This is a genomic window from Paenibacillus sp. PK3_47 (assembly GCF_023520895.1).
GTDB lineage: Bacteria > Bacillota > Bacilli > Paenibacillales > Paenibacillaceae > Paenibacillus_AQ.
Genome location: NZ_CP026029.1, coordinates 2898156 through 2918712, shown reverse-complemented (window position 1 = coordinate 2918712; position 20557 = coordinate 2898156). Strand labels below are relative to the sequence as shown.

At 48.4% G+C, this 20557-nt stretch carries 12 protein-coding genes, 1 other RNA gene and 2 pseudogenes; 2 read left to right on the top strand and 13 right to left on the bottom strand.

Annotated features, from left to right (window positions below; genetic code table 11):
• Nucleotides 1-5 precede the first annotated feature (5 nt).
• On the top strand, nucleotides 6-839 hold the full coding sequence (locus tag C2I18_RS13065) for a TIGR03915 family putative DNA repair protein (RefSeq protein WP_249901576.1): 834 nt from the start codon (nucleotides 6-8) through the stop codon (nucleotides 837-839).
• A 462-nt stretch (nucleotides 840-1301) separates the two neighbouring features.
• On the opposite strand, the gene C2I18_RS13060 is transcribed toward C2I18_RS13065, so the two are convergent.
• Entirely contained in the window at nucleotides 1302-2144 is an 843-nt protein-coding gene (locus C2I18_RS13060) for an aldo/keto reductase (protein WP_249901575.1), read from the bottom strand.
• A 130-nt stretch (nucleotides 2145-2274) separates the two neighbouring features.
• Nucleotides 2275-2616: a nitrous oxide-stimulated promoter family protein gene (locus C2I18_RS13055; RefSeq protein WP_481857939.1), complete on the bottom strand. Its 342-nt coding sequence runs from the start codon at nucleotides 2614-2616 to the stop codon at nucleotides 2275-2277.
• Nucleotides 2617-2822: 206 nt separating this feature from the next.
• On the opposite strand from C2I18_RS13055, the gene C2I18_RS13050 reads away from it, so the two are divergent.
• Nucleotides 2823-5204 carry a glycoside hydrolase family 94 protein gene (locus C2I18_RS13050; RefSeq protein WP_249901573.1) on the top strand — a complete coding sequence of 794 codons (2382 nt, stop codon included), beginning with the start codon at nucleotides 2823-2825 and terminating at the stop codon, nucleotides 5202-5204.
• Nucleotides 5205-5319: 115 nt separating this feature from the next.
• On the opposite strand, the gene C2I18_RS13045 is transcribed toward C2I18_RS13050, so the two are convergent.
• The 11 genes and pseudogenes from C2I18_RS13045 to smpB all read right to left on the bottom strand — a co-directional run bounded on the left by C2I18_RS13045 (nucleotide 5320) and on the right by smpB (nucleotide 20300).
• Nucleotides 5320-7533 (bottom strand): pectate lyase family protein, encoded by a 2214-nt coding sequence (locus C2I18_RS13045; protein WP_249901572.1) that lies wholly within the window; start codon nucleotides 7531-7533, stop codon nucleotides 5320-5322.
• A 786-nt stretch (nucleotides 7534-8319) separates the two neighbouring features.
• Nucleotides 8320-8898: a hypothetical protein gene (locus C2I18_RS13040; RefSeq protein ID WP_249901571.1), complete on the bottom strand. Its 579-nt coding sequence runs from the start codon at nucleotides 8896-8898 to the stop codon at nucleotides 8320-8322.
• Nucleotides 8899-9056: 158 nt separating this feature from the next.
• Nucleotides 9057-9236 carry a hypothetical protein gene (locus C2I18_RS13035; RefSeq protein ID WP_249901570.1) on the bottom strand — a complete coding sequence of 60 codons (180 nt, stop codon included), beginning with the start codon at nucleotides 9234-9236 and terminating at the stop codon, nucleotides 9057-9059.
• Nucleotides 9237-9482: 246 nt separating this feature from the next.
• The gene (locus C2I18_RS13030) at nucleotides 9483-14426 is read right to left on the bottom strand and encodes a rhamnogalacturonan lyase family protein (protein ID WP_249901569.1); all 4944 of its coding nucleotides are present in this window, start codon (nucleotides 14424-14426) and stop codon (nucleotides 9483-9485) included.
• 983 nt (nucleotides 14427-15409) lie between these two features.
• The gene (locus C2I18_RS13025) at nucleotides 15410-16327 is read right to left on the bottom strand and encodes a VOC family protein (protein WP_249901568.1); all 918 of its coding nucleotides are present in this window, start codon (nucleotides 16325-16327) and stop codon (nucleotides 15410-15412) included.
• A gap of 3 nt (nucleotides 16328-16330) precedes the next feature.
• Nucleotides 16331-16748, bottom strand: a pseudogene (locus C2I18_RS13020) (VOC family protein).
• Between the two features lie 181 nt (nucleotides 16749-16929).
• Nucleotides 16930-17316 carry a retropepsin-like aspartic protease gene (locus tag C2I18_RS13015; RefSeq protein WP_249901567.1) on the bottom strand — a complete coding sequence of 129 codons (387 nt, stop codon included), beginning with the start codon at nucleotides 17314-17316 and terminating at the stop codon, nucleotides 16930-16932.
• 415 nt (nucleotides 17317-17731) lie between these two features.
• Nucleotides 17732-18031 (bottom strand): annotated as a pseudogene (locus C2I18_RS13010) (Rpn family recombination-promoting nuclease/putative transposase); the annotation flags it as partial.
• Between the two features lie 314 nt (nucleotides 18032-18345).
• Nucleotides 18346-19173: an Rpn family recombination-promoting nuclease/putative transposase gene (locus tag C2I18_RS13005; RefSeq protein WP_481857938.1), complete on the bottom strand. Its 828-nt coding sequence runs from the start codon at nucleotides 19171-19173 to the stop codon at nucleotides 18346-18348.
• Nucleotides 19174-19289: 116 nt separating this feature from the next.
• Nucleotides 19290-19654, bottom strand: a transfer-messenger RNA (tmRNA) gene (ssrA, locus tag C2I18_RS13000).
• Nucleotides 19655-19820: 166 nt separating this feature from the next.
• The gene (smpB, locus tag C2I18_RS12995; RefSeq protein WP_249901565.1) at nucleotides 19821-20300 is read right to left on the bottom strand and encodes an SsrA-binding protein SmpB; all 480 of its coding nucleotides are present in this window, start codon (nucleotides 20298-20300) and stop codon (nucleotides 19821-19823) included.
• Nucleotides 20301-20557: the final 257 nt, after the last annotated feature.

The following is a 20557-nucleotide window of genomic DNA, read 5'->3' as shown; positions in this document are numbered from 1 at the left end:
CTGTCATGTTTGCAACCACTCCGCTGGCCTATACTTATGACGGAAGCTTCGAGGGCTTCCTGTGCTGTGTATTTGAGAGCTACCAATGGAAGCAGACCCCGCTCGCCATCCATTCGGATGCTGACGGTCAGGCTCTGCTGCTGGAGTCCAAATGGATTGATACCGACAGCGTCAAGGCGAACCGGGTGCTGCGCTCCATTCCCCTGAAGATCTCTCCCAAGGCTGAGGAGCTGGTCCGCAAGGGATTCTGGTCCAGTGTGCCGGACAAAGAAATGCTGCTGCTGAACTTTCTGTATCTCGGCTTTACTCATGGTCCCAAGGTAATGGATATGCTGGCAGATGACACGGTCAATGCCCTGCTTAAGGCCGTACACCTGCTCAACCGGGAGAGCCACCATTATATGGGCTTCGTAAGGTTCACCGTCTATGGTCCGGTTATGGCCGCGGTTATTGAACCGCTGGGCTACGTACTCCCCGTAATCCAGGACCACTTCTGCGACCGGTTCCAGGGCGAGAGCTTCATGATCTACGACAAAACCCACAAGGTGGCACTTATCCACCATCCCGGCCGGGATGCGATCATTCCGCTTCAGGAGTGGATTCCACCGGAGCCGGATGAAGGAGAGGCGGCCTACCGCCGTCTCTGGCAGGGATTCTATGATGCTATCGGAATCAAAGAGCGCAAGAATGACCGGCAGCGCGCCTCAATGATGCCGAAGCGTTACTGGAAGCACCTGCCGGAGATGAACGGCGGCCTGCCGTCCATGCGGGCAGGCCGGCCTGCTGCGAAGAGGAAAGCAGCAGAGCCTAAGAGCAGCGATACACGTCAGCTGCAATAAAGAAACAAAGCGAAACCCGCGCCCATTAAATGGCGCGGGTTTCGCTATAATCGGGCACTCTTAAGAGGTGCCTTTGTGTTCAAACGACCTATATGGAGACTTGCTCCAAGGCTTCTCTATTATCAGCTTACCCTGCAGGCTGTTGTGCTTTCCGGCGGCGTGTGCAGAGGATGCTAAGTGGAATTTCTCCCGCTAATTTTCAATTCCTTGCCGAAATCACGATGTTAGTGGGAAAAGCTCCACTTAAATGAGCCGGATTCCTCTATAAAACTAAAGAAGTCCTGATTTAGATGGAGTATTTCCAATTACATGCCGCAAAAGGCCATAAGTAATGAATTTAGATGGAGAAATTCCAGCTGAGCTAAGTGTCTGCCGGTACGTACTGAGCCGGCCTCTTTTTCGCTGGAGCGAGCTTCCCTGTTGAAACGGGCAGGCACTTCCACGAATATGCCAATCCAGCTGTTACATCTCCTCGTAAGTCGCCGGATCCTGATCCCACAGCCGGCCGTCCTCTTGGGTGAGGGCATTGATGGCGTTCATCTCCGCTTCAGTCAGCTCAAAATCGAAGATATTCAGGTTCTCCGCCTGATGTTCCTTGGATCTCGCAGCAGGAATCGGAATGGCCCCCAGCTGGGTATGCCAGCGCAGAATGGTCTGTCCGGGTGTTTTGCCGTGGGCTTCGGCAATGCCGCCGATAACCTCATTCTCCAGCATACTGTGGCCGCGGCCCAGCGGACTCCAGGACTCTGTTACAATACCATGTTCGGCGTCCTTCTCCCGCTGACGCTGCTGGTTAAATAACGGATGCAGCTCTACCTGATTAATACTCGGAGTGACGCCGGTCTCTTTTATAATCCGCTCAAGATGCTCCGGCAGGAAATTGCTGACCCCGATCGAACGGACATAGCCGCGTTTCTTCGCTTCAATCATGGCCTGCCAGGCTTCTACATACTTATCCGTCTTGGGGTTCGGCCAGTGGATCAGATACAGATCGTAATAATCCAGTCCGCCTCTATATAATGACTCTTCAATGGTCTCCAGCGCTTCCTTGTAGGCATGGTGCCGTCCCGGCAGCTTGGAGCTGATCAGCAGCTGCTCTCTTGGAACCGGGCTTTTCCGGACTGCTTGTCCTACAGTTCCTTCATTCTCATAGTTAAAGGCCAGGTCAATCAACCGATATCCGGTATCAATCGCATCCGTAAGCACCTTTACTCCTTCTGCTCCTTTATACCAGGCCGTTCCGAAGCCGATTGCGGGTACCTTCAGTCCATCGTTCAATACTTTTTCCGGGATATTCTGTGTCATTTGTAATAACCTCCTCTACTATGTTCTATATAAACCTAGCGCTTTGCCGCGACTCAATCAAATCTGACAAAATTAGCACCAGCTTCCAATCCGGCACCTGCTAATTTTAAGATCTTGTTCAGCTGTTGTCTCACCTCCTCCACTTGTCAGGCAAAGGAATATGTCTGACTGACTCTATGGGATGGTACAGCAGCATCCACGGGCCAGAATACCGCATAACCTGCTTGATCTTTTGGCGGTAAAACGGCTTGTAGCAGTGGACAGGACACTTTGCACAAGCGCTTTTCTCTTCGCCGAATTTACAGAGGGTGAGTCTTTTTACAGCATACTCCTGCAGATCCCGGCACTCCTCACACAACTCTTTATTACGGTGTTTCTTAGTGCAGTAAATACGGATCATTTTAGAGACAATATCCTTCTCCCTATGAATTACAGGGCCCTCGGTCAACTGGCGGCTGTCCCCGTTCGTCATACTCATCCTCCTATGGAAATATATAATTATATTGGTTAAATTAACAATACCATTTCGTGCCCGGATAATCTTTGTTAAACTTTCACAAAAATAGATTATAGATTTGCCGGAACCTATCTTATAATAAAAGTGAGCCGGAATCTTCGACCGTTTGTGAACGCGCGTTTACGGCCCTGTCTCTCATCCAATATGCAGGAGGAATGGTTATGCAATACGGTTATTTTGACGAGAAAAATAAGGAATACCTCATCACGAAGCCCGATACCCCGGCTCCCTGGGCCAACTATCTGGGCTCGCCGGAATATGGCGCCATAATTTCAGGGAACGCTGGCGGCTACAGCTTTGTGAAGTCAGGAGCTAACGGACGGCATGTCCGCTACCATTTCAATTCCCAAGACGAGCCGGGACGCTACATTTACGTAAGAGACCTGGAAAATGGCGATTACTGGTCCGGTTCCTGGCAGCCGGTGGGCAAAGATCTGGGCCAGTATAAGTCGGTATGCCATCATGGAACCGGATACACGAACATGACTGCCGATTATGACAACATTCAGACGGAGACTTTATATTACGTGCCGCTGAACAAGACCTATGAGGTGTGGCGCCTGAAGGTGCGCAATAACGGCACCAAGGCCCGGAAGCTGGCTCTCTTCGGATTTGTTGAATTCACCAATCACAATAACTATGAGCAGGATACCGTTAACCTTCAGTATACTTTGTTTATTTCACGCACCCACTACAGAAATAATATGATTCTGCAATCCATTAATGAAAATATACCTGAGGAACAGAGCTGGAGATTTTTTGGGGCTGCCGGTGCAGAGGTAACCGCTTATGACGGGGACCGGGATACTTTCCTCGGCGACTACCGCAGCTACGGCAATCCCGCTTCCGTAGAGAACGGCCGGTGCAGCAACTCCCTGAACTATAACACCAACGCCTGCGGTGCCCTGCAGATCAATGTGGAGCTTCAGCCGGGGGAAGAGAAGGAGATCGCCTTCCTGCTTGGACAGTATGATGAGCAAGGCGCATCAGACATTCTCAGCCACTACAAGGATTTATCTGTGGTGGATAAGGAACTGGAAGAGCTGAAGACATTCTGGCACAGCAAGCTCAACCGTTTTCAGGTCCAGACGCCAAGCGACAACCTGAACAGCATGATCAACACCTGGAATGCTTATCAGTGCTTTATTACCTTCATCTGGTCCCGTGCCGCTTCCTTCCAGTACTGCGGACTCCGTAACGGGCTTGGCTACCGGGATACGGTGCAGGATATTCAAGGAATTATTCATCTGGATCATGAGATGGCGCTCGGCCGTCTGAGACTGATGATCTCTGCCCAGGTCTCCAATGGCGGCGGTCTTCCGCTGGTGAAGTTCGACCATAATCCAGGACATGAAGGCACGCCTGATGATCCGGAATACGTGCGGGAGACAGGTCACCCCCATTACCGTGCAGATGATGCCCTATGGCTGTTCCCGACCGTAATCAAATATTTGAATGAGAGCGGCAACTGGGACTTTACCGATGAAGTCGTTCCTTATTCAGACAAAGGCGAAGACACAGTGTACGAGCATCTGCGCCGCGCGCTCCAGTTCAGCCTGGACCGTATGGGTGCCCACGGCATGCCGGTCGGTCTGCACGCAGACTGGAATGACTGCCTGCGTCTTGGGGCTAAGGGGGAATCGCTATTCGTAGCCTTCCAGCTGTATATGGCCTTCAAACTGTTCATGGAAATCGCACATAACAAGAACAAACCGGAAGATGTCCAATGGGCACAGGGCCTTCTGGATGAGCTTGATGCCAACATTCAAACACACGCCTGGGAGAACGACCAGTTCGTCCGCGGCTTCACGGAGGACAACTACACGGTCGGCTCCTGGGAGAATGATGAGGCAAAGGTATGGCTGAACCCGCAGAGCTGGGCTGTATTAAGCGGTGCCGCCCGTCCTGATCAGGCCAAACTCGCCATGGATAAGGTGTATAACAATCTGCGGACTGATTACGGCACGATGCTGTTCTATCCGCCATTTAGGGAATACGGCCTGCCGGTCGCTTTGATGACACTTTTCAATCCCTCCACCAAGGAGAACGCCGGCATCTTCAGTCAGCCGCAGGGCTGGCTGATTCTGGCTGAGACCATGATCGGTAACGGCGACCGTGCATTCGAGTATTTCCTGAACTGCAGTCCGGCCAGCATGAACGACAAGGCCGAAGTCCGCAAGCTTGAGCCTTATGTACACGGCCAGTTCGTAGAGTCCAAAGACAGTCCGTACCAAGGCCGGGCACATGTCCACTGGCTGACCGGTACAGCCTCAACTGTTATGGTCTCTTTAGCAGAAGGCATTATGGGCGTTCAGCCTCAGATCGATGGCCTGCGCATCGACCCTTGCGTTCCTTCCAGCTGGAATGAATTCTCCATGGTGCGGGAATTCCGCGGCAAACAGCTGAACATTGAGGTCGAGAACAAGAATGGTGTGCAAAAAGGGGTATCCCGTATTGTGATCAACGGTGAAGAAATTGAGGGCAACCTGATACCGGTCCTCAAAATGAAAGCCGAAAATACGGTACGGGTCATTATGGAATAAGTCCACCAAATCCCGGAACAAAAAAAGCTGTCAACGAAATGCTGTTATCGCATCGTTGACAGCTTTTATTCATAGATGGCCTCTCAGTTGCCATTTAATACTGCCTACAACGTCTCTAATTCAGCACCATATAGTACAAATTCGCTGTGCTGTCCTTCGTGATGGTGTGCGCGCCTGCCGCCAGGGAGATCGTCGCAATGCCATTTGTTATCGGGTAGCTTGTGCCATCCACTTTGATTCTGGTTCCTTCGGATGTACTGAACACCAGCGTAAGCGTTGAGGCTTTGGCAGCAGTGAATTGAATACTGGTTGCACTCTCAATTTTCAGGCATTGCGTCAGGGTCAGACCATTGTAGACAACAGTCCCCTTTGATGCTGAGAGATTACCCGAGATATTGAAAAAGTCGCTCGCTGTTCCGGATGCAGTAAAGTTATGCACGTAGGCTCCGGTAGTCGGCGTTGGCGTTGCTGTAGGCACCGGAGAAGCTGTTGGAGCAGGCGTTGCTGTAGGTGCAGGTGTCGATGTTGGTGCTGGCGTAGATGTAGGTGTAGACGTAGGTGCAGAGGTTGCTGTTGGTGAAGGCGTAGACGTAGGTGCAGGTGTCGATGTTGGTGCTGGCGTTGCCGTAGGAGTAGGTGCTGGTCCCTGGCTGGAATTTCCGCCTACTGAAACAAGCTGACTGGTGTAGCCGCGGATAGCGGACATCAGTGCGGAATTCACATCATACGACGTGTCATCGACCGAATCATTAAAGTTCCATGCGAAGTCCCCGCTGCCCAGACGTCCGGCCTCTGCCGTAACAATCTGTTCCACGGCGCTTACATTATCAACGTCAGATGCGCTCACTCCGGTATCGGTACTCGTGTCAAAGTTGTTATAGGCCGTTCCGCCTTTCAGAGCTTTGAATGAGCTTGGGACGGTTTCACTTCTTGAAGATGCGAGGAAGGCATCAAAAGATGTTGCATTAGCAGCCGTTGTTCCCGCACCGGAATTGGCATAAATCAGACTGGCTGCACCGACAACGAGGTTGTTGTACGCTTTGATCATCCCGCCATTTTCGCCCGAAAAGGTTCCTTCACCCAGCGCATCAGTGCCCTGCAGGGAAATCAGCATCGGATATTTGGCATTCCGGAAATAGTTGGATTCTACAAAAGCAGAACCCCCGGTGGTCATCCCCACGCCATATTTTGATACTCCGTCATAGTAGTTATTATAAATGTGAACAGAGGCGACTCTGATGCGCGGATGGCGGGAATCCGAATGATCGAACCAGTTGTGATGGAATGTTGCAAAAAAATCTGCCGTCTCGCTCAATCCGACCAGAGATGCTTTTCCCGAATCCCAATAGTGATTGTACGAAATCGTAATATAGGTAGATCCTTTCTTAAGGTCTGTGGAACCGTCGCCTTTCACCTGGTCCGCATCACTTCCCGCAGATCCGTAAAAAATATCATTATGATGCACCCATACATTCGCATTGCCCGTATCCATCGAGATTCCATCATCCGGGAAAAGCATCAGTCCCAGATTTCTCACCTCTACATTACCGGCATACCGGAGCAGCATCCCCCACCCGTACGCATAGGCATCGTCACCGATCCCTTCGATGGTCAGATTCATTTCGGAGTAATTGTTTTTACCTTTGACTTCGAGATATCCGCTGCTGTTGAGCTGTCCGCTCAGATCCGCCGCCGTAACTTTTCCGATAATCCGGATAGCCAGAGGTGTGGTATCATAGCCTTTTTGTCTAAGATTCAAAATTCCGCCAAGCCCCACGCCTGTCTGCACCGTATCGGAGCTGCTTGTTTTTACCCCCAGGGTAACCGTTTTGGCATTTTGCGAAGTAATATAAAGGACTTGGGCGCCAGCTTTGAGTGTTCCGTTATCGTTATAAGCACCCGAGCCTGTCCCGAACGGAGAGTTCGCTGAAAAAGCAAATCCCGAACGGTCATGTGCCGCCACCTGAAGCGTATTGGTAACCGCAGCCGCCGCTCCCCCGCCTATAGCCTCTACTTTCATTACATAGCTTCCCGCCGCAAGCCCTACAGCATCCGCTCTCCAAAAGGAAGGGTATTTGCGGATCAATTCATTATGAAGCTGCTGGTACTGGGAATCGGGCGCACCTGCAGGCTTAACATAAACATTGTACCCCGACGCATTACTTACAGCTGACCACTCCACATAAGCCGTTTCATTCCAGCCTCCGCTGCCTGTGATCGACAGACCGGCCGCATTCGCCGTTGTGTTCACCCATCCGCCTGTTAGCAGAGACAGTACAAGAGACAGCATTAATACCATTCCGGTTACCTTTGCAACATTCTTTTTCATCCTATTCCCTCCTGATTATAAATTGTTGCAGTTGTACTGAAACCGTTTACAAATAAATCCGGTACATCCTCCCTCCCCCCCATTTATGCAGCCCAATAACCGAAACACAGACCAGCAGCCCAACCGGAATAATCACACAAATTTTGGTATTTTTTTCGCACCCTCAGCATATCAGCCGTCACCCGGTTCCGAAACAATCATTTTCTCATACCTTCCGCATTTCACAGTGATCTGAGGTAATGATTATAAGTGTGGGAGATGATAGCCTGAAGTCTTATACATTCAAAATGATTGCTAGAGGAGTATATTAAGTCTGTGAAGTGTGTGATATGTTCTACAAGAAAAAAGTATATAGATTGAGCTAATGATTGATTTTTCTATCTGTAATTGTACGTGACTCCAGAGAATGTTTGGACTTCCGGCCGCTGTTGTCCCCAGATTTCCTGATTAATACCGCTGTTCGCGGGTGAAATCCGGTGACAAAGGCGGACGCTATTGCTCCTACAGTTCCAAACTTCTCCTCCACCCCTTTTTACTTATAGGATAATTTCAGATTCAATCTATTTAGTTTCTTTTTGAAGAATGTCTTTAGATAACTGCTTAAGCTAGCAAACCAGACTTATCTTGGTCACATTCTGTGATTTAAGGTAACGGAAAGGTCATAGAGCTAGAAAAAAGACACCCTTAGGTGTCTTTATTTTGTCCTCATGGACGTAGCTGGTGAATACTGCTCTGGACTTAGGAGTTCATAGGCCTATCACCGATACAACGTGTTCATCAATAAAGTTATACACCTTTTTTCCATATCATATATTGGACCATGTCAGAATCAAAATACAGCTTAGCCCCATATTTTTCACGAGAATAAAGATGAATTCTCTCTAAAATAAATGATTCAACATGCTCCATCGTTAAACATATAAAACCAGGCATCTCTATCTCTCTTTGTGTAATTAAGAGCTTTCCTATCTCATGGAATTGTCCCTTAGACACCTTTTCTGTTTTAAGATACTCCGTATGATACCTTGCTTTACTCTCTGAAAAAAAGCCTATTCTCCTCAAACAATATGATATACGGTCTGCTCTTTTGAGGTGTACCTCTTCTAAATTAACGGTGCTGCCTGACTTAACTTCACACATCAAACCAATATTGGTTTCAGTACTAAAATGTCTAAAGAGAGAATTATCACGGTGATCCCCACCAACATCCTCCATTACAAATTTTGGACGAATAGCTAAGAGATCCGCATCTGCATTCTGGTGGCCATTAGATAAACCCTGACGATGTAACACAAAATTTGTCAATGGGAAGAAACCATTAAATCGCAAATACCAATAAACCAATTCTTCAGCAAAATTTTTCATTATGATCCCCTTTGAATTTAGTCTCTATTAAGACTTCCTTATCTCTTATATCATCACTGACCTCAAATAAGCGGAACTAATTTGGTTGAAGCTGTCATGCAGTCTCGTAACTGATCTCTCTTGATGATAACCTCTTTCGTGTAGAGCAGAACCCAGATTTAAAGACTTTCTGGCAATGCCATTCTGTATTCTTCGATTCCCTCTTGTCCTAAGATAACATAATCAATGACAATATCGCTGTTTTTAAAATGTTGCTGTGCGAGCTCAGGAAAAAGCTCCTGCTCCTGCTCAATTCCATCTCCGCTAACCCGAATCAGCTTACTGTCTTGAACGATCAAATATGAAATTGTTGTTTTCCTAAGCCGCAAGGAACTGTAACTATAAGTACCATAGGGTTCTCATCTTCTCCTTCCAGGCTTTTTGATATTATAACAATCGCCCATTCTTACACCTGATCACATAACTATTGTGACATACATATGTTAATTAATTCGCCTTGGTTTTTGGTTATCTTTCCTATGAGGGTGACTCAAAAACAGCCTCCCGGCATACGCCGGGAGGCTAATTATTATAAATATAACTGTCTACAAATCAAGTTCCAGATCAAACACAACGTTCAGCATCCGCATAATGATCGTTACGGACTGATGGCGGGTTGCAGTGTCGTTTGGTGCGAACTTACCGTCGCTGACACCCTGCACAATGCCTGCTTGGCTGAGCTGCTGAATATTGCCTGCAGCCCAATGTCCGCTGATATCGGAGAACTGCGGTGAACCGTTAACCGCGCTCATGTTCAGCACACGGGCCAGGATTGCCGACATCTCGGCGCGGGTGATCTCCTGGTTGGGCTTGAATGTACCATTGCCTGCACCGTTCACAATACCTGCGCGGTGCAATGCACGAATATAGGCCCCCGCCCAGTGACCATCCGTGTCGGAAAAGGAACCGTTCGCTCCTGAGGTATCCATACTTAATGTACGGACAATCATCGCGGCAAATTCAGCCCTTGTTACATTATCAGAACCCTTGAATACCCCATTAGGCTGGCCTTCGACAATACCGAGCCTCGAAGCATATCCGATAGCTTTAGCAGCCCAATGCGTAACTGGTACATCGGAGAAGCTGACCGGCGGATTCGCTTGCAGCGCTTGTTCCACCTTAGCCTTTATCTGCTCCGCATTAGCGATAGCACTGTTCAGTACCGGCTTCTCAGGAGTCGGCACCTGCACTGAGGCACCGGTATCTGCTGCCGGGCTAGGATTTGCCGGTGCAACTGAACCTGTAGTCGTGTTGCCGGGGCCTGGCGCCGGAATCGATGGTGTTACCGGATTGGGTGCCGGAACCGGTGCCGGATTTGGTGTCGTTGTATCATCGCCGTCTACAGTATAGTAGGTGTTTGGCACCGGAAGCTGCTTATTCTGAACTTCACCACGGATGTCTTCACCCAGGTAGAAGCTTAGATGTGTCGGCTGATTGTACATAGCATTCTGCGAATTTGCCGCCAAACGGTACTGCGGATCATGCATCAGCGTATAAATTACATTATCTGTCGGGATGTCCGACGTATAGATTCTTAAAGATTCATTGTCACTGGTGCGGACAAAAACCTCCTCACGCCAGTCTCCGAAAATATCAGCGATAAGACTTGGATTCGCTTTGGTTCCGTTGTTGGAATAGGTTCCGGTCAAAGCCTGAAGCGTAGTAAGCTCACTCTGTCCGGTTGCAGTGTCATAATTAAACTTCGTGATCGATGGCGCAGCTGCCGAATTCAGGTTATCAGGCCCGTCAAAGAATTCGCTAAGCAGATCCCCATCCCAATACAGAATGAAGTTCACAGGGGCCTTGTTAGCAACGCCAATGCCGCCTACCTCGGTTGTAATGACTTCACCGCTCACAATGTTGTACATAGGTGTTCCTATTCCCCACACCTCGAAGCCCGGCAATGGTGTTACATTTGCCGCAACGCCGCGTCCGACATCGCCCAAGTTAGCCGCATATGTCCACACAGGTTCTCCTGTGGAGCCGCGGACCAGGGTCACATTATCCGGAGGCCCGGATTCATGCGGCTGGAATACATAAATCTCGTCGCTTCCAGGTACCATCGCGGCTACATGCAGCGCGTCGCCATGGCCTGCTGCTGCCGTTCCCCGCGTGCCGTTGGTACTCCACAAGATCGTTCCGTCCTGGTCTATCGTGATGCCGCCAAGCACAACCTCGTTATATCCGTCAAAATCCACGTCGGCAACCTGTACATTATGGTTACCCTGGTTGCTGCCGGCATTCCAATCAGCTAGCGTAAATGTCCAGATCTCCACAATTTTACCTTCAATATACTGATAGGCAGCAACATACTGCGGGCCGTAGTGAGCACGCACCTCTATCACCGTAGGATAGGGCTCCGCACCATACTCGCCATTCTTCGGCATATAGGCTACCGCCCCGTTAAAACGGTCACTGCGGTTATTGTTGTTGTCGCCCCAGTTGGAGCTGATGCTGTACGGTGCAAAATAATCGGCTGTATCTACAGGCTGTCCGGTTTCGCCGTTAAATACCGTAAAGGTTTCCGGACCGGACGCCACTCTGCCAAGCGCCGTATCGTTGATCTGGTTATCTTTTGCCGGATTACGCAAGCCACCTACCCATACCGCATCAGGGTCGCCCAATACCCAGGCAGGAGTATCTGTCAGGTCATTAATTGTACCGTCTGCTTTAGGAAGATAACCCCTGGTACCGTCTGCTGTCTTCACTGTAAACTCAGCTTTTCCGTCCTGATCCAGATCATAGAAGTTGAACGGGCTGTGATGCGCACTGGATACGATATTGATACCCAGGTTGATTCTCCACAGCAGCTTGCCTTCCAGGGTGTAGGCATCGAAGATTGTCTCGCCGGTATGCCTGTTTGGAAGCCCCGGATCTTGAGCCTGGGACGGATACCATTTCACCAGAATCTCATATTGTCCATCACCGTTAACATCTGCTACCGAGGTATCGTTAGCAGTGTAAGTAATTCGCTCGAAAGTAGAATCTGAGTAAGCATCTGCCGGGTTATCGCGGTCTGCCGGCCGCTGCAGCGGAATATCGATGTAATTATTAGCCCATGCCGCTGCAGGCTTGCTCCTAGCACCGGTGTTTACCGTCTCTACTTCGTAGATGTCACCGGTTTTACCGCCTGCATCCACATAATCCAGTACAGTAACAGGTGAAGTGTTGATTTTCTCGCCGTTTCTGTACACGTTAAAAGTTAAGCCTTGGTCATACTCCGAAGACAGCAAACGCCACGTAACCAGGATGCCGCCGCCGCTTTTTTCCGGAACAGCTGCTACCCCTCTGTCCAGCCACTCCATGGAGATCGGCTCGGAAGTAATGCTGTCTTTATGGCGGTTCTCAATATACAGCTTCGCCTTTACGCCCATTCTGTTGACCGCTACTTCAGGGATACCCGTAAGCGTTCCCACGTAAGAGAAGACGCCTTGCTTATCGCCGTTATACACCAGTTCTGTGTCTGCTGTAGACCATGGGGCTTCTGTTAATTCCCAGGTTACCTCTACATCAGCTGTATTACCATCCGCCAGCTTAACCTCAACAGTTTCCGGCAGGTTAAGCCCCGACTCATCCGCTACCTCTCCAATATAAACGGTCTTGAACCAGCTCTGCCAGGTGTTGCTGTCGGCTGTTACAGGACGCCCGGGTAAAAATTCATAGGGCAGCACTTCCACAATCGTGTCCGGGGAAAGCTCCTTGGTAAAGAAGTATAAGTTATCAATGCCATTATCCACTATACCCACGTTGTTCCCGCCTGCGCGCTCACCTGTGAGGACGAACGAACTGATCTGGCTTCCTTCAAAAGGAACCGTCAGCACCGACGGCACCGCTCCGGTCTCATCTCTGGGAACAAGAGAAACGGTAGCTAGCATCGTATCAAAATCAAACTCTAGGCCTACCGTATACCATTTATTGACCTCGTTGTACGTAAACGCATGGTAACGGTCACTGCTCCAAAAATTAGCCGGATCGGGTCCGGTCGGTCCCGGTAATTTCCCGGCAAATGCACCTATGGTCCTTGCGCCGTTATATGTGCCTGTTCTTAAACTGAGCAGCACACCGGCTCCATCCTGGAAGCTCAGGTTAAACGTATTTTGCACCGTGGTGACCGCAGGAACCTTCCAATCTAAATTAACATATACCTTGCTGCCGGAAACGGCATACGGTAAATCTCCCTTACCCCCGCGGTTGCCTGAACCGGATGCGTCAAATCTGAAATAATTGTTGGCCTTGGGAGCATCCTCCCGCGCAAGCGTATGATACGGGCCGCCGGCAAATATCCATAAAGGAGCTGGACCTCCAGCGGCAAAATTGCTCCCGAACGCCTGCGTGTACCCGTCCGCTAACAGAGCGGAAAAGTCCGGTGCAGGTTCATTAATCGACGGAACATATTTTACATGAATTGGAACGCTGTCCGTAATGGAACCGTCCATGTTGGACACAGCCTTAAGAGTGGCATCACCTGCACCAATTGCAGTAACAGTTACACTGTTATCCTCGTTTACGGCTATAGCGGCAACCTTCTCATCGCTGATAGACCAGGTAAACGTCCTGTCGGTCGCATTAACAGGCATGACCACCGCGCTGAATGTGGCGGAATGCTTGTCTGCAAGTGAGCCCTCGCCGTATTCCAAATTCACAGCAGAGGCTGGGGATATTATGATTTCATTCGGGTTAATAACCGGCTTTACTCCACCGGATGCAGCAGCCCTGAATATGATATTATCTACGCGCATCCCATAGGTACTTTCATCCCAGTCTTTGCCTGGAGCTGCATTAAACCTTGCCCAGTTTTGTCCGCTTGCCCGGCTCGCGCCTATGCTTATGCTGGTCAGCTGATCAGAGCCTATGGCTATGGGCTGTGGCGTGGTGTATACCATCGAACCGCCGTCTGTAACGCTGATTGCCGCCACTTGATGGAGCAGATCCACCTTCATGGTTGCTGAAAGTTTGGTCAGACGTGGCACCCCGTTCAGTGCAGGAGTGGCCGTTCCTATTGCCGGAGCGTTGCTGGCATTCATATTTCCGGTGTAATAAGATATATTCGCGGGTGAGTCTGCACTCGTTCCGCCTCCGGAGGTCCGAAGCGTTATGACTTGGTCCGTACCGTCGTTAAGACGGACATCCAGTGAGTTGGCGCCAGGACGGGTAATGTCAGCCCACCAGTCAAAGCTTACTTCAACCTGGTCTTTGCCGCTAAGATCATAATCTCCGTTATCCAGAGGAAGTGTCCACCAAAAACTCGCCTGTTTGGCTTCATTCGAATCCGTATCAGATGGAGGCTGAACGCGAAGAACGTGATTGGACTCATAAACGGCTACCGTAACGGATCCGGGACCGGTGGCTGCCGGAGCGCCGGCAACAGTCCCTGTCAGCTCGCCATTCTCAAAATCCAGTACAGGTCCTACCTGTGTCAATACGGCAGAAACCGCACCGCCATTATCATCCGCGCCCAAAGCAACCGGCGGCATAAGCATAAAAGCCATGGAAACTGTGAGAACTGCAGACATGTACCTTTTAAGCCTTCTCTTCACTTATTTCACTCCTCGTAGTAGCAATTCATGAAGCTGCCAGTCCCGCCGAAAAAAGATCGTTGTCCGGTTTCTCCTTAGTAAAGCGCTTACAGACATGAACATGAAGCGCTTTCCAGATTGCATTCACCTCGCTTTTGTAGGGATAGACTAAACCGATGATAGACGTTCTTACTGTGGCAAGGATGTGTCTGCATTGTAGTCCACCAGCGATTTCCCTGTAAATCATTGGTACTGATTTCTGTTGTCATTTTTGATTTTGTAGCAAAAGTGAGGGGTACAAGCAGAATTGAGACCGCTTTCAGTGTTTCAGTTTAAAAGTAGCTGAAATGTCTAAAACATAGTTTTTAAATAAAAAAGACACCCTTTAGGGTGCCTTCAGAGTTGAGAAACCCAGCTCTTTCAATGGTCTTGGGTTTCTTTGCTGTGTATCCATGTCTGCGGACGCTGCATCCGTTAGATGCCTCATCCTCTTTCGCACGCTAACGGACACTGCGTCCGTTATTTGCCGAAAATCGCCCCGTTTCCATCGCTAACGGAACGTGGTTCCTTTATTTTGCTAAATGGTGGGTACATTAAGCCCTTTCAGATGAAATAACGGATCTAGGGTCCGTTAGGGATTCTAAACACACTTCTAGCGCAAAATAACGGATCTGGGGTCCGTTAGCATTAGCATTTCCAAGTCATTAATAGGTTCGTTTCAGCATACTACACCACTTCCTTTCCAAAGGTTTTATACGATTAGTATAGAGACCTTTTCTCAAAGCAAGCTTATTTCGAACTGAAAGTTGGCTGAGAGTACCGCCGAGTGCCTTGCTGGTTAATTACTCGAAACTTTGCTTTCTAATTACATCTGTGGGAATAAAAAAGACACCTCTGAAGGTGTCTGCTGCATGCACTCTATATAGAGCCGAGAGGCCCGCCCAAGAATTACACTCTCACTCGCCCTTATAAGCTTTATGCAATGCTGCAAGGTCAAACTTCTTCATCTGCATAAAAGCCTTCGTCACACGCTCATTCTGCTCAGGTGTTCCTTTTCCGAGCAGCTCATCCAGCGCAGAAGGTACGATCTGCCAGGACACCCCGAACTTATCTTTCAGCCAGCCGCACTGTTCCGCCTCGGGAACGGCAGACAGATTGTCCCAGTAGTGATCAATCTCCTCTTGTGAATCGCATTTGACCATAAAGGAGATCGCCCCGTTGAAGCTGAATTTATGCTCATGCGCACTGTCCATGGCGGTGAACCACTGATTCTCGAGCATGAAGTCAGCGAACATAATCGTTCCTTCCTGGTCAGGCTCCGAGCCTTTAGGATAACGGGCCACCGTACCCTGCCGCGAATTTTTAAATACGGATAAATAGAGCGACATAGCCTCCTCTGCCTTACCACATTGATCACCTACGAACAAAAAAGACGGAATGATAGCCGGCCGCTCCTCACCCTCCGGATTCGTAAGCATCAGCTGCCAGGACACGCCATACTGATCCTGAATCCAGCCATACCGCTCACTGAACGGATACTTATCAAGCGGCATCAGGGCTTGGCCGCCCTCAGATAATTTGTGCCAGACCTCATCTATTTTCTCGGCTGCATCCTTATCGCGTGAAGGATCAAAATTTACGAAGAAAGATACAGAAGGATTTAACTTAAAATACGGCCCTGCACTAATGGCCATAAATTTCTGTCCCCATATTTCAAAAGAAACCTGGTCACAGTCGCCTGACGGTGTATCGTGAAGGGTAGTAACACTCGTAACTTTGGATTCCGGGAAAACAGAGGCGTAAAAATTAGCTGCTTTCACCGCGTCTTTGTCATACCATATATGCGGAACGATGGTCTGATTAGCAATTGTCACAGTTCATTCCTCCCCCGGGACATGGACATTCACCTGAAAAGTAACGCCGAACTTGTCCTTAACAATTCCGTACAAAGGACTCCAATCCGTTTTCTGCAGAGGCATAACCGCTTGACCACCGTCTTCCAATGCGGCAAAAATCTCCTGTGGGATGGATGGCAATCTGAACCGTATCCCCGTCCGCCTGATGCGAAGTGCCCGGAAAAGTATCAGAGAACATGAGATCTGCGTCACCGACTTTTAAATGCGCGTGCATAATGAGGTTCTTCGTCTCATCGGTCAGCGGATGATCCGGATTTTCCGGTAAGTCCCCGAACGTCATAATTCCCACCACGATCCCGCGCAGCACTTTTTCATAAAAATGAAGAGCTTCTCTTGCATTTCCGTTAAAGACAAAATACGGGTTCAAACCGATTGACATCATTCTTCATCCCCTTTGGAATAAGTTGGTCAGTCAGCTTTTATTATACACAAAATTTGATGAAAATAAACACTTTTTACGAACGTATGATCTCTTTTTTTCGAGAGGATAAACTTCGGTTTTCTAAAAGAAAAAAGACACCGGTTAAGGTGTCTCTGCTGGAGTTGTGAAGGATAGTCGTTTAGCAAATGTTAGTTTTCAATTGCATTTCTCCAGTATCAATCACGGATCTTGCTTGTTTCAAGAAGTTAAACCCAAGGACGCCGTCGATTTCCATGCCATAATCCATGTTCCCGATTTCCACTTGAAAATCCTTAAGTATAGCTTCATCGACTATAATCAAGTCCAAGCATTTGGTGTATACATACTCCACACCACCTACACCACGAATAATATCAACTATATCATTTCCTTCGGGGACCATACCAATCTCCTGCACAATATCCGCATTTAAAAGTGTGCTGACAGAGCCTGTGTCAAGCAATACCTTCTCCAGTTTTAATTCTTTCCCTCTAAATACAACAGTTATGCTTATGAAGGGAAGTCCATAAATTTCTGTTAGTTTCATCTGGGCCCTCTTATACCAACATATCGTTCTCGCGCTACAACCTCAGGACGGGAGGTGTGAAAGAAACAATACTCTCTGTGAGGGTCTTCTTGATGCAATTCACTATACCGCTTCAACGCTTTGGTAGAGTCCTCATAGGAGTCGATTACGGACATTTCTTCAATATAACGCTGGCCTTCCTTAGAATAAGCCTTAGTCGCCTCAAGAACGACCCATTCATTCGGAAACCGCTCCTGAACTTCATCCCATCGCATCTTGGACACCTCCGGATAAATAATTACTATTATTATAGCATAAATGATGGTTTCTCCTAAACCAGAGTCTGACCTCCACCGAATCTTTGGAGCTCTTTTATAAATCGGTATCCCTCCAAAAATCCAACCACAAAAGCTTCCTCTTCTTCAAGTACCCGCTATTGCTCATTCTTCAAGAACGAATAGTTTAGGATGTTGATCGTCACGCATTTCTTCAACTCTGGATATTTATCGCCTTCACTGAGTTGGCTGGCATACCGTTTACTCCAATAAAAAAGCGTCCTTTTCTCTATGTCGTACTTATTAAACAACTGCATTTCTATATCAATTAGCTTACCTTCAGAGGCTTTGGCGTAAACATCAAAGATGGACTGTTTGTCGAGGGGATCGTCTTTATCCGTATAAGGGTTCATCAGGATAATTTCGGTCAGCGGCGGTTCACCAGCTTCAGTGAAAATACGGCGTCATTATTATAGCATTTTCAAGGGAACTGAACTTTACAGGAAAATGAAAAAGACACCCCTAAGGTGTCTTCTACTTGTACTCCATATGGAGCCGAGGGGAGCCCGCCCCCCTGTCCGAAGATAACGGCACATAAGTTTCTACGAGTGTAGTCACAGTTTTGATGTCACCCGAGTATCGCCCCGTAACCGGCTATACGTTGGGTCAGCCTGATTATCTTCTTCCGTTGACCCCAGGCGGAGACCAAGCGGCGTATCCCACTACTAGTTAGCCCCTATCCCTGTCAACATGATCAGCTGAAAGAATAGGGATATTAAAACCTTATAGACCGAACTTCATCCTCACTTAGACCAGTTGCTTTAGCGACAGCAGCATGATCCATTCCCATAGCCAACAAATTCTGGGCAACTTCTATTTTACCTTTTTTTATACCCGCCATTTCTGCACTTCCCAGCATAGAAGCCTCATCATGCAAATACTTCTGTCTGGCCTCATACAACCGTCTAGCATCCGAATCCTGACTTAGATATTGCAGAGTATCCATGGCCTTTTCCAATCCTGGCTCATTCATCTTCAGCACCTCCCATTGTGATGTATCAGCACCTTTTAAAAACAATAGCCAATTAATTAGTCCGCCTTCAGAAGGAACATTATGATCATCCAGCTTCGGCAGCTCCAGGAAATGAACTTCAATATCGTCGATTAAGGATATTCCTGTCCGGTCTTCCCGCAAATGAAATACATTATGATATTGCTGATTCTTCAAGAACAAATAATTCAAAATATTGATCGTTACGCATTTCTTCAACTCTAGATACTTCTCACCCTCACTGAGTTGACTCGCATATCGTTTACTCCAGTAAAAGAGTGTTCTTTTCTCTATGTCGTATTTATTAAATAACTGCATCTCTATATCAATTAGTTTACCTTCAGAAGTCTTGGCATAAACATCAAAGATAGATTGTTTGTCGAGTGGATCGTCTTTGTCCGTATAGGGATTCATTAGAATAATCTCGGTCAGCGGCGGCTCGCCAGCCTCTGTAAAAATGCGGTTAAGAAACGCCAGCAGCACATCCTTATTATTCTCGCTGCCAAATATCCGTTTGAACACAAAATCCACACGCGGGTCGAGTAATTCCATCGGCATCAGCTCCATTCTTTAATATTTATTATAACATTTTTCATTTGAAATGGGCTTCGAAGGAAATTGCCTATAACGAAAAAAGACACCCCTAAGGTGTCTTCTACTTGTACTCCATATGGAGCCGAGGGGAGTCGAACCCCTGTCCGAAGATAACGGCACATAAGTTTCTACGAGTGTAGTCACAGTTTTGATGTCACCCGAGTATCGCCCCGTAACCGGCTATACGTTGGGTCAGCCTGATTATCTTCTTCCGTTGACCCCAGGCGGAGACCAAGCGGCGTATCCCACTACTAGTTAGCCCCTATCCCTGTCACATGGGCGATGCAGGGTAGAAGCACGCACACAGTTTCTTAGGCTGCGAAAGCGTAGTTGTTTTGTTGTTTGCCGTTTAATAGGCTTTAGCGTTGATGAAGCGGACGCGTCCCCACTACTCGCTGCTCATGCTCGAACTACCCCCGTCGAATCCAAGAACGGCCCCTCATTAAAAGGGCGCTTCGGATCAAGCGGATCTTCCGGCAAGAGAGATCCAATCCACAGCCTCTGACTTGAGACTGTATCGAAGCAAAAATCTTACTTACACAGTATAGCACATTTATCAACACTTTAACACGTGGGTTAAAGGAATTGAAGGTGGATTCTGGTACTTATCTGGCGATCTTCTGTTTCTCGCGCAGCGCACGCTGGATATCGCGTTGAGCGTCCTTTTTGGCGGCGGAGTCACGTTTGTCGTATTGCTTCTTCCCTTTACCGAGACCGATCAGCAGCTTGGCATAGCCATTGCGCACATAAATCTTCAGCGGCACGATCGAGTAACCTTCCTGCTTGGACAGTCCGAGCAGCTTGTTAATCTGCACCTTATGCAGCAGCAGCTTGCGTGTACGCGTCGGATCGGTAGGGTTGGCACGGTTCCCCTGCTCGAACGGGCTGATGTGCATATTGTGAATATGAATCTCGCCGTTGCGGATCGTAGCGAACGCATCACCAATGTTGGCGCGGCCGTTACGCAGTGACTTGATTTCAGTACCCGTCAGCACCATACCCGCCTCATAAGTGTCCTCGATAAAATAATCATGGGAAGCTTTTTTGTTCTGGGCGAGCACTTTCCCGTCTGCTTTTTTACCCATGAGAGTCACTCCTTGAATCAAATTTCCCCGGCATAGCGGAGTCAAACATCAGATCTTTATTGTATCAAAAGCCAACTGTGTAGCGCAAGGAGCGGCTCCCCATTCCTACTCAGCTCATTTTGAGATTGCTAATTTGATTTTGTCAGCTGTATGTCAGTAAGCCGCATGGCTACATTTACTTAACCCTTAAGAAGCGGATTGACACTATTTATGAAAAACAGAGCAGCCACTCTGCAAAAATGCAGGTTGTGCTGCTC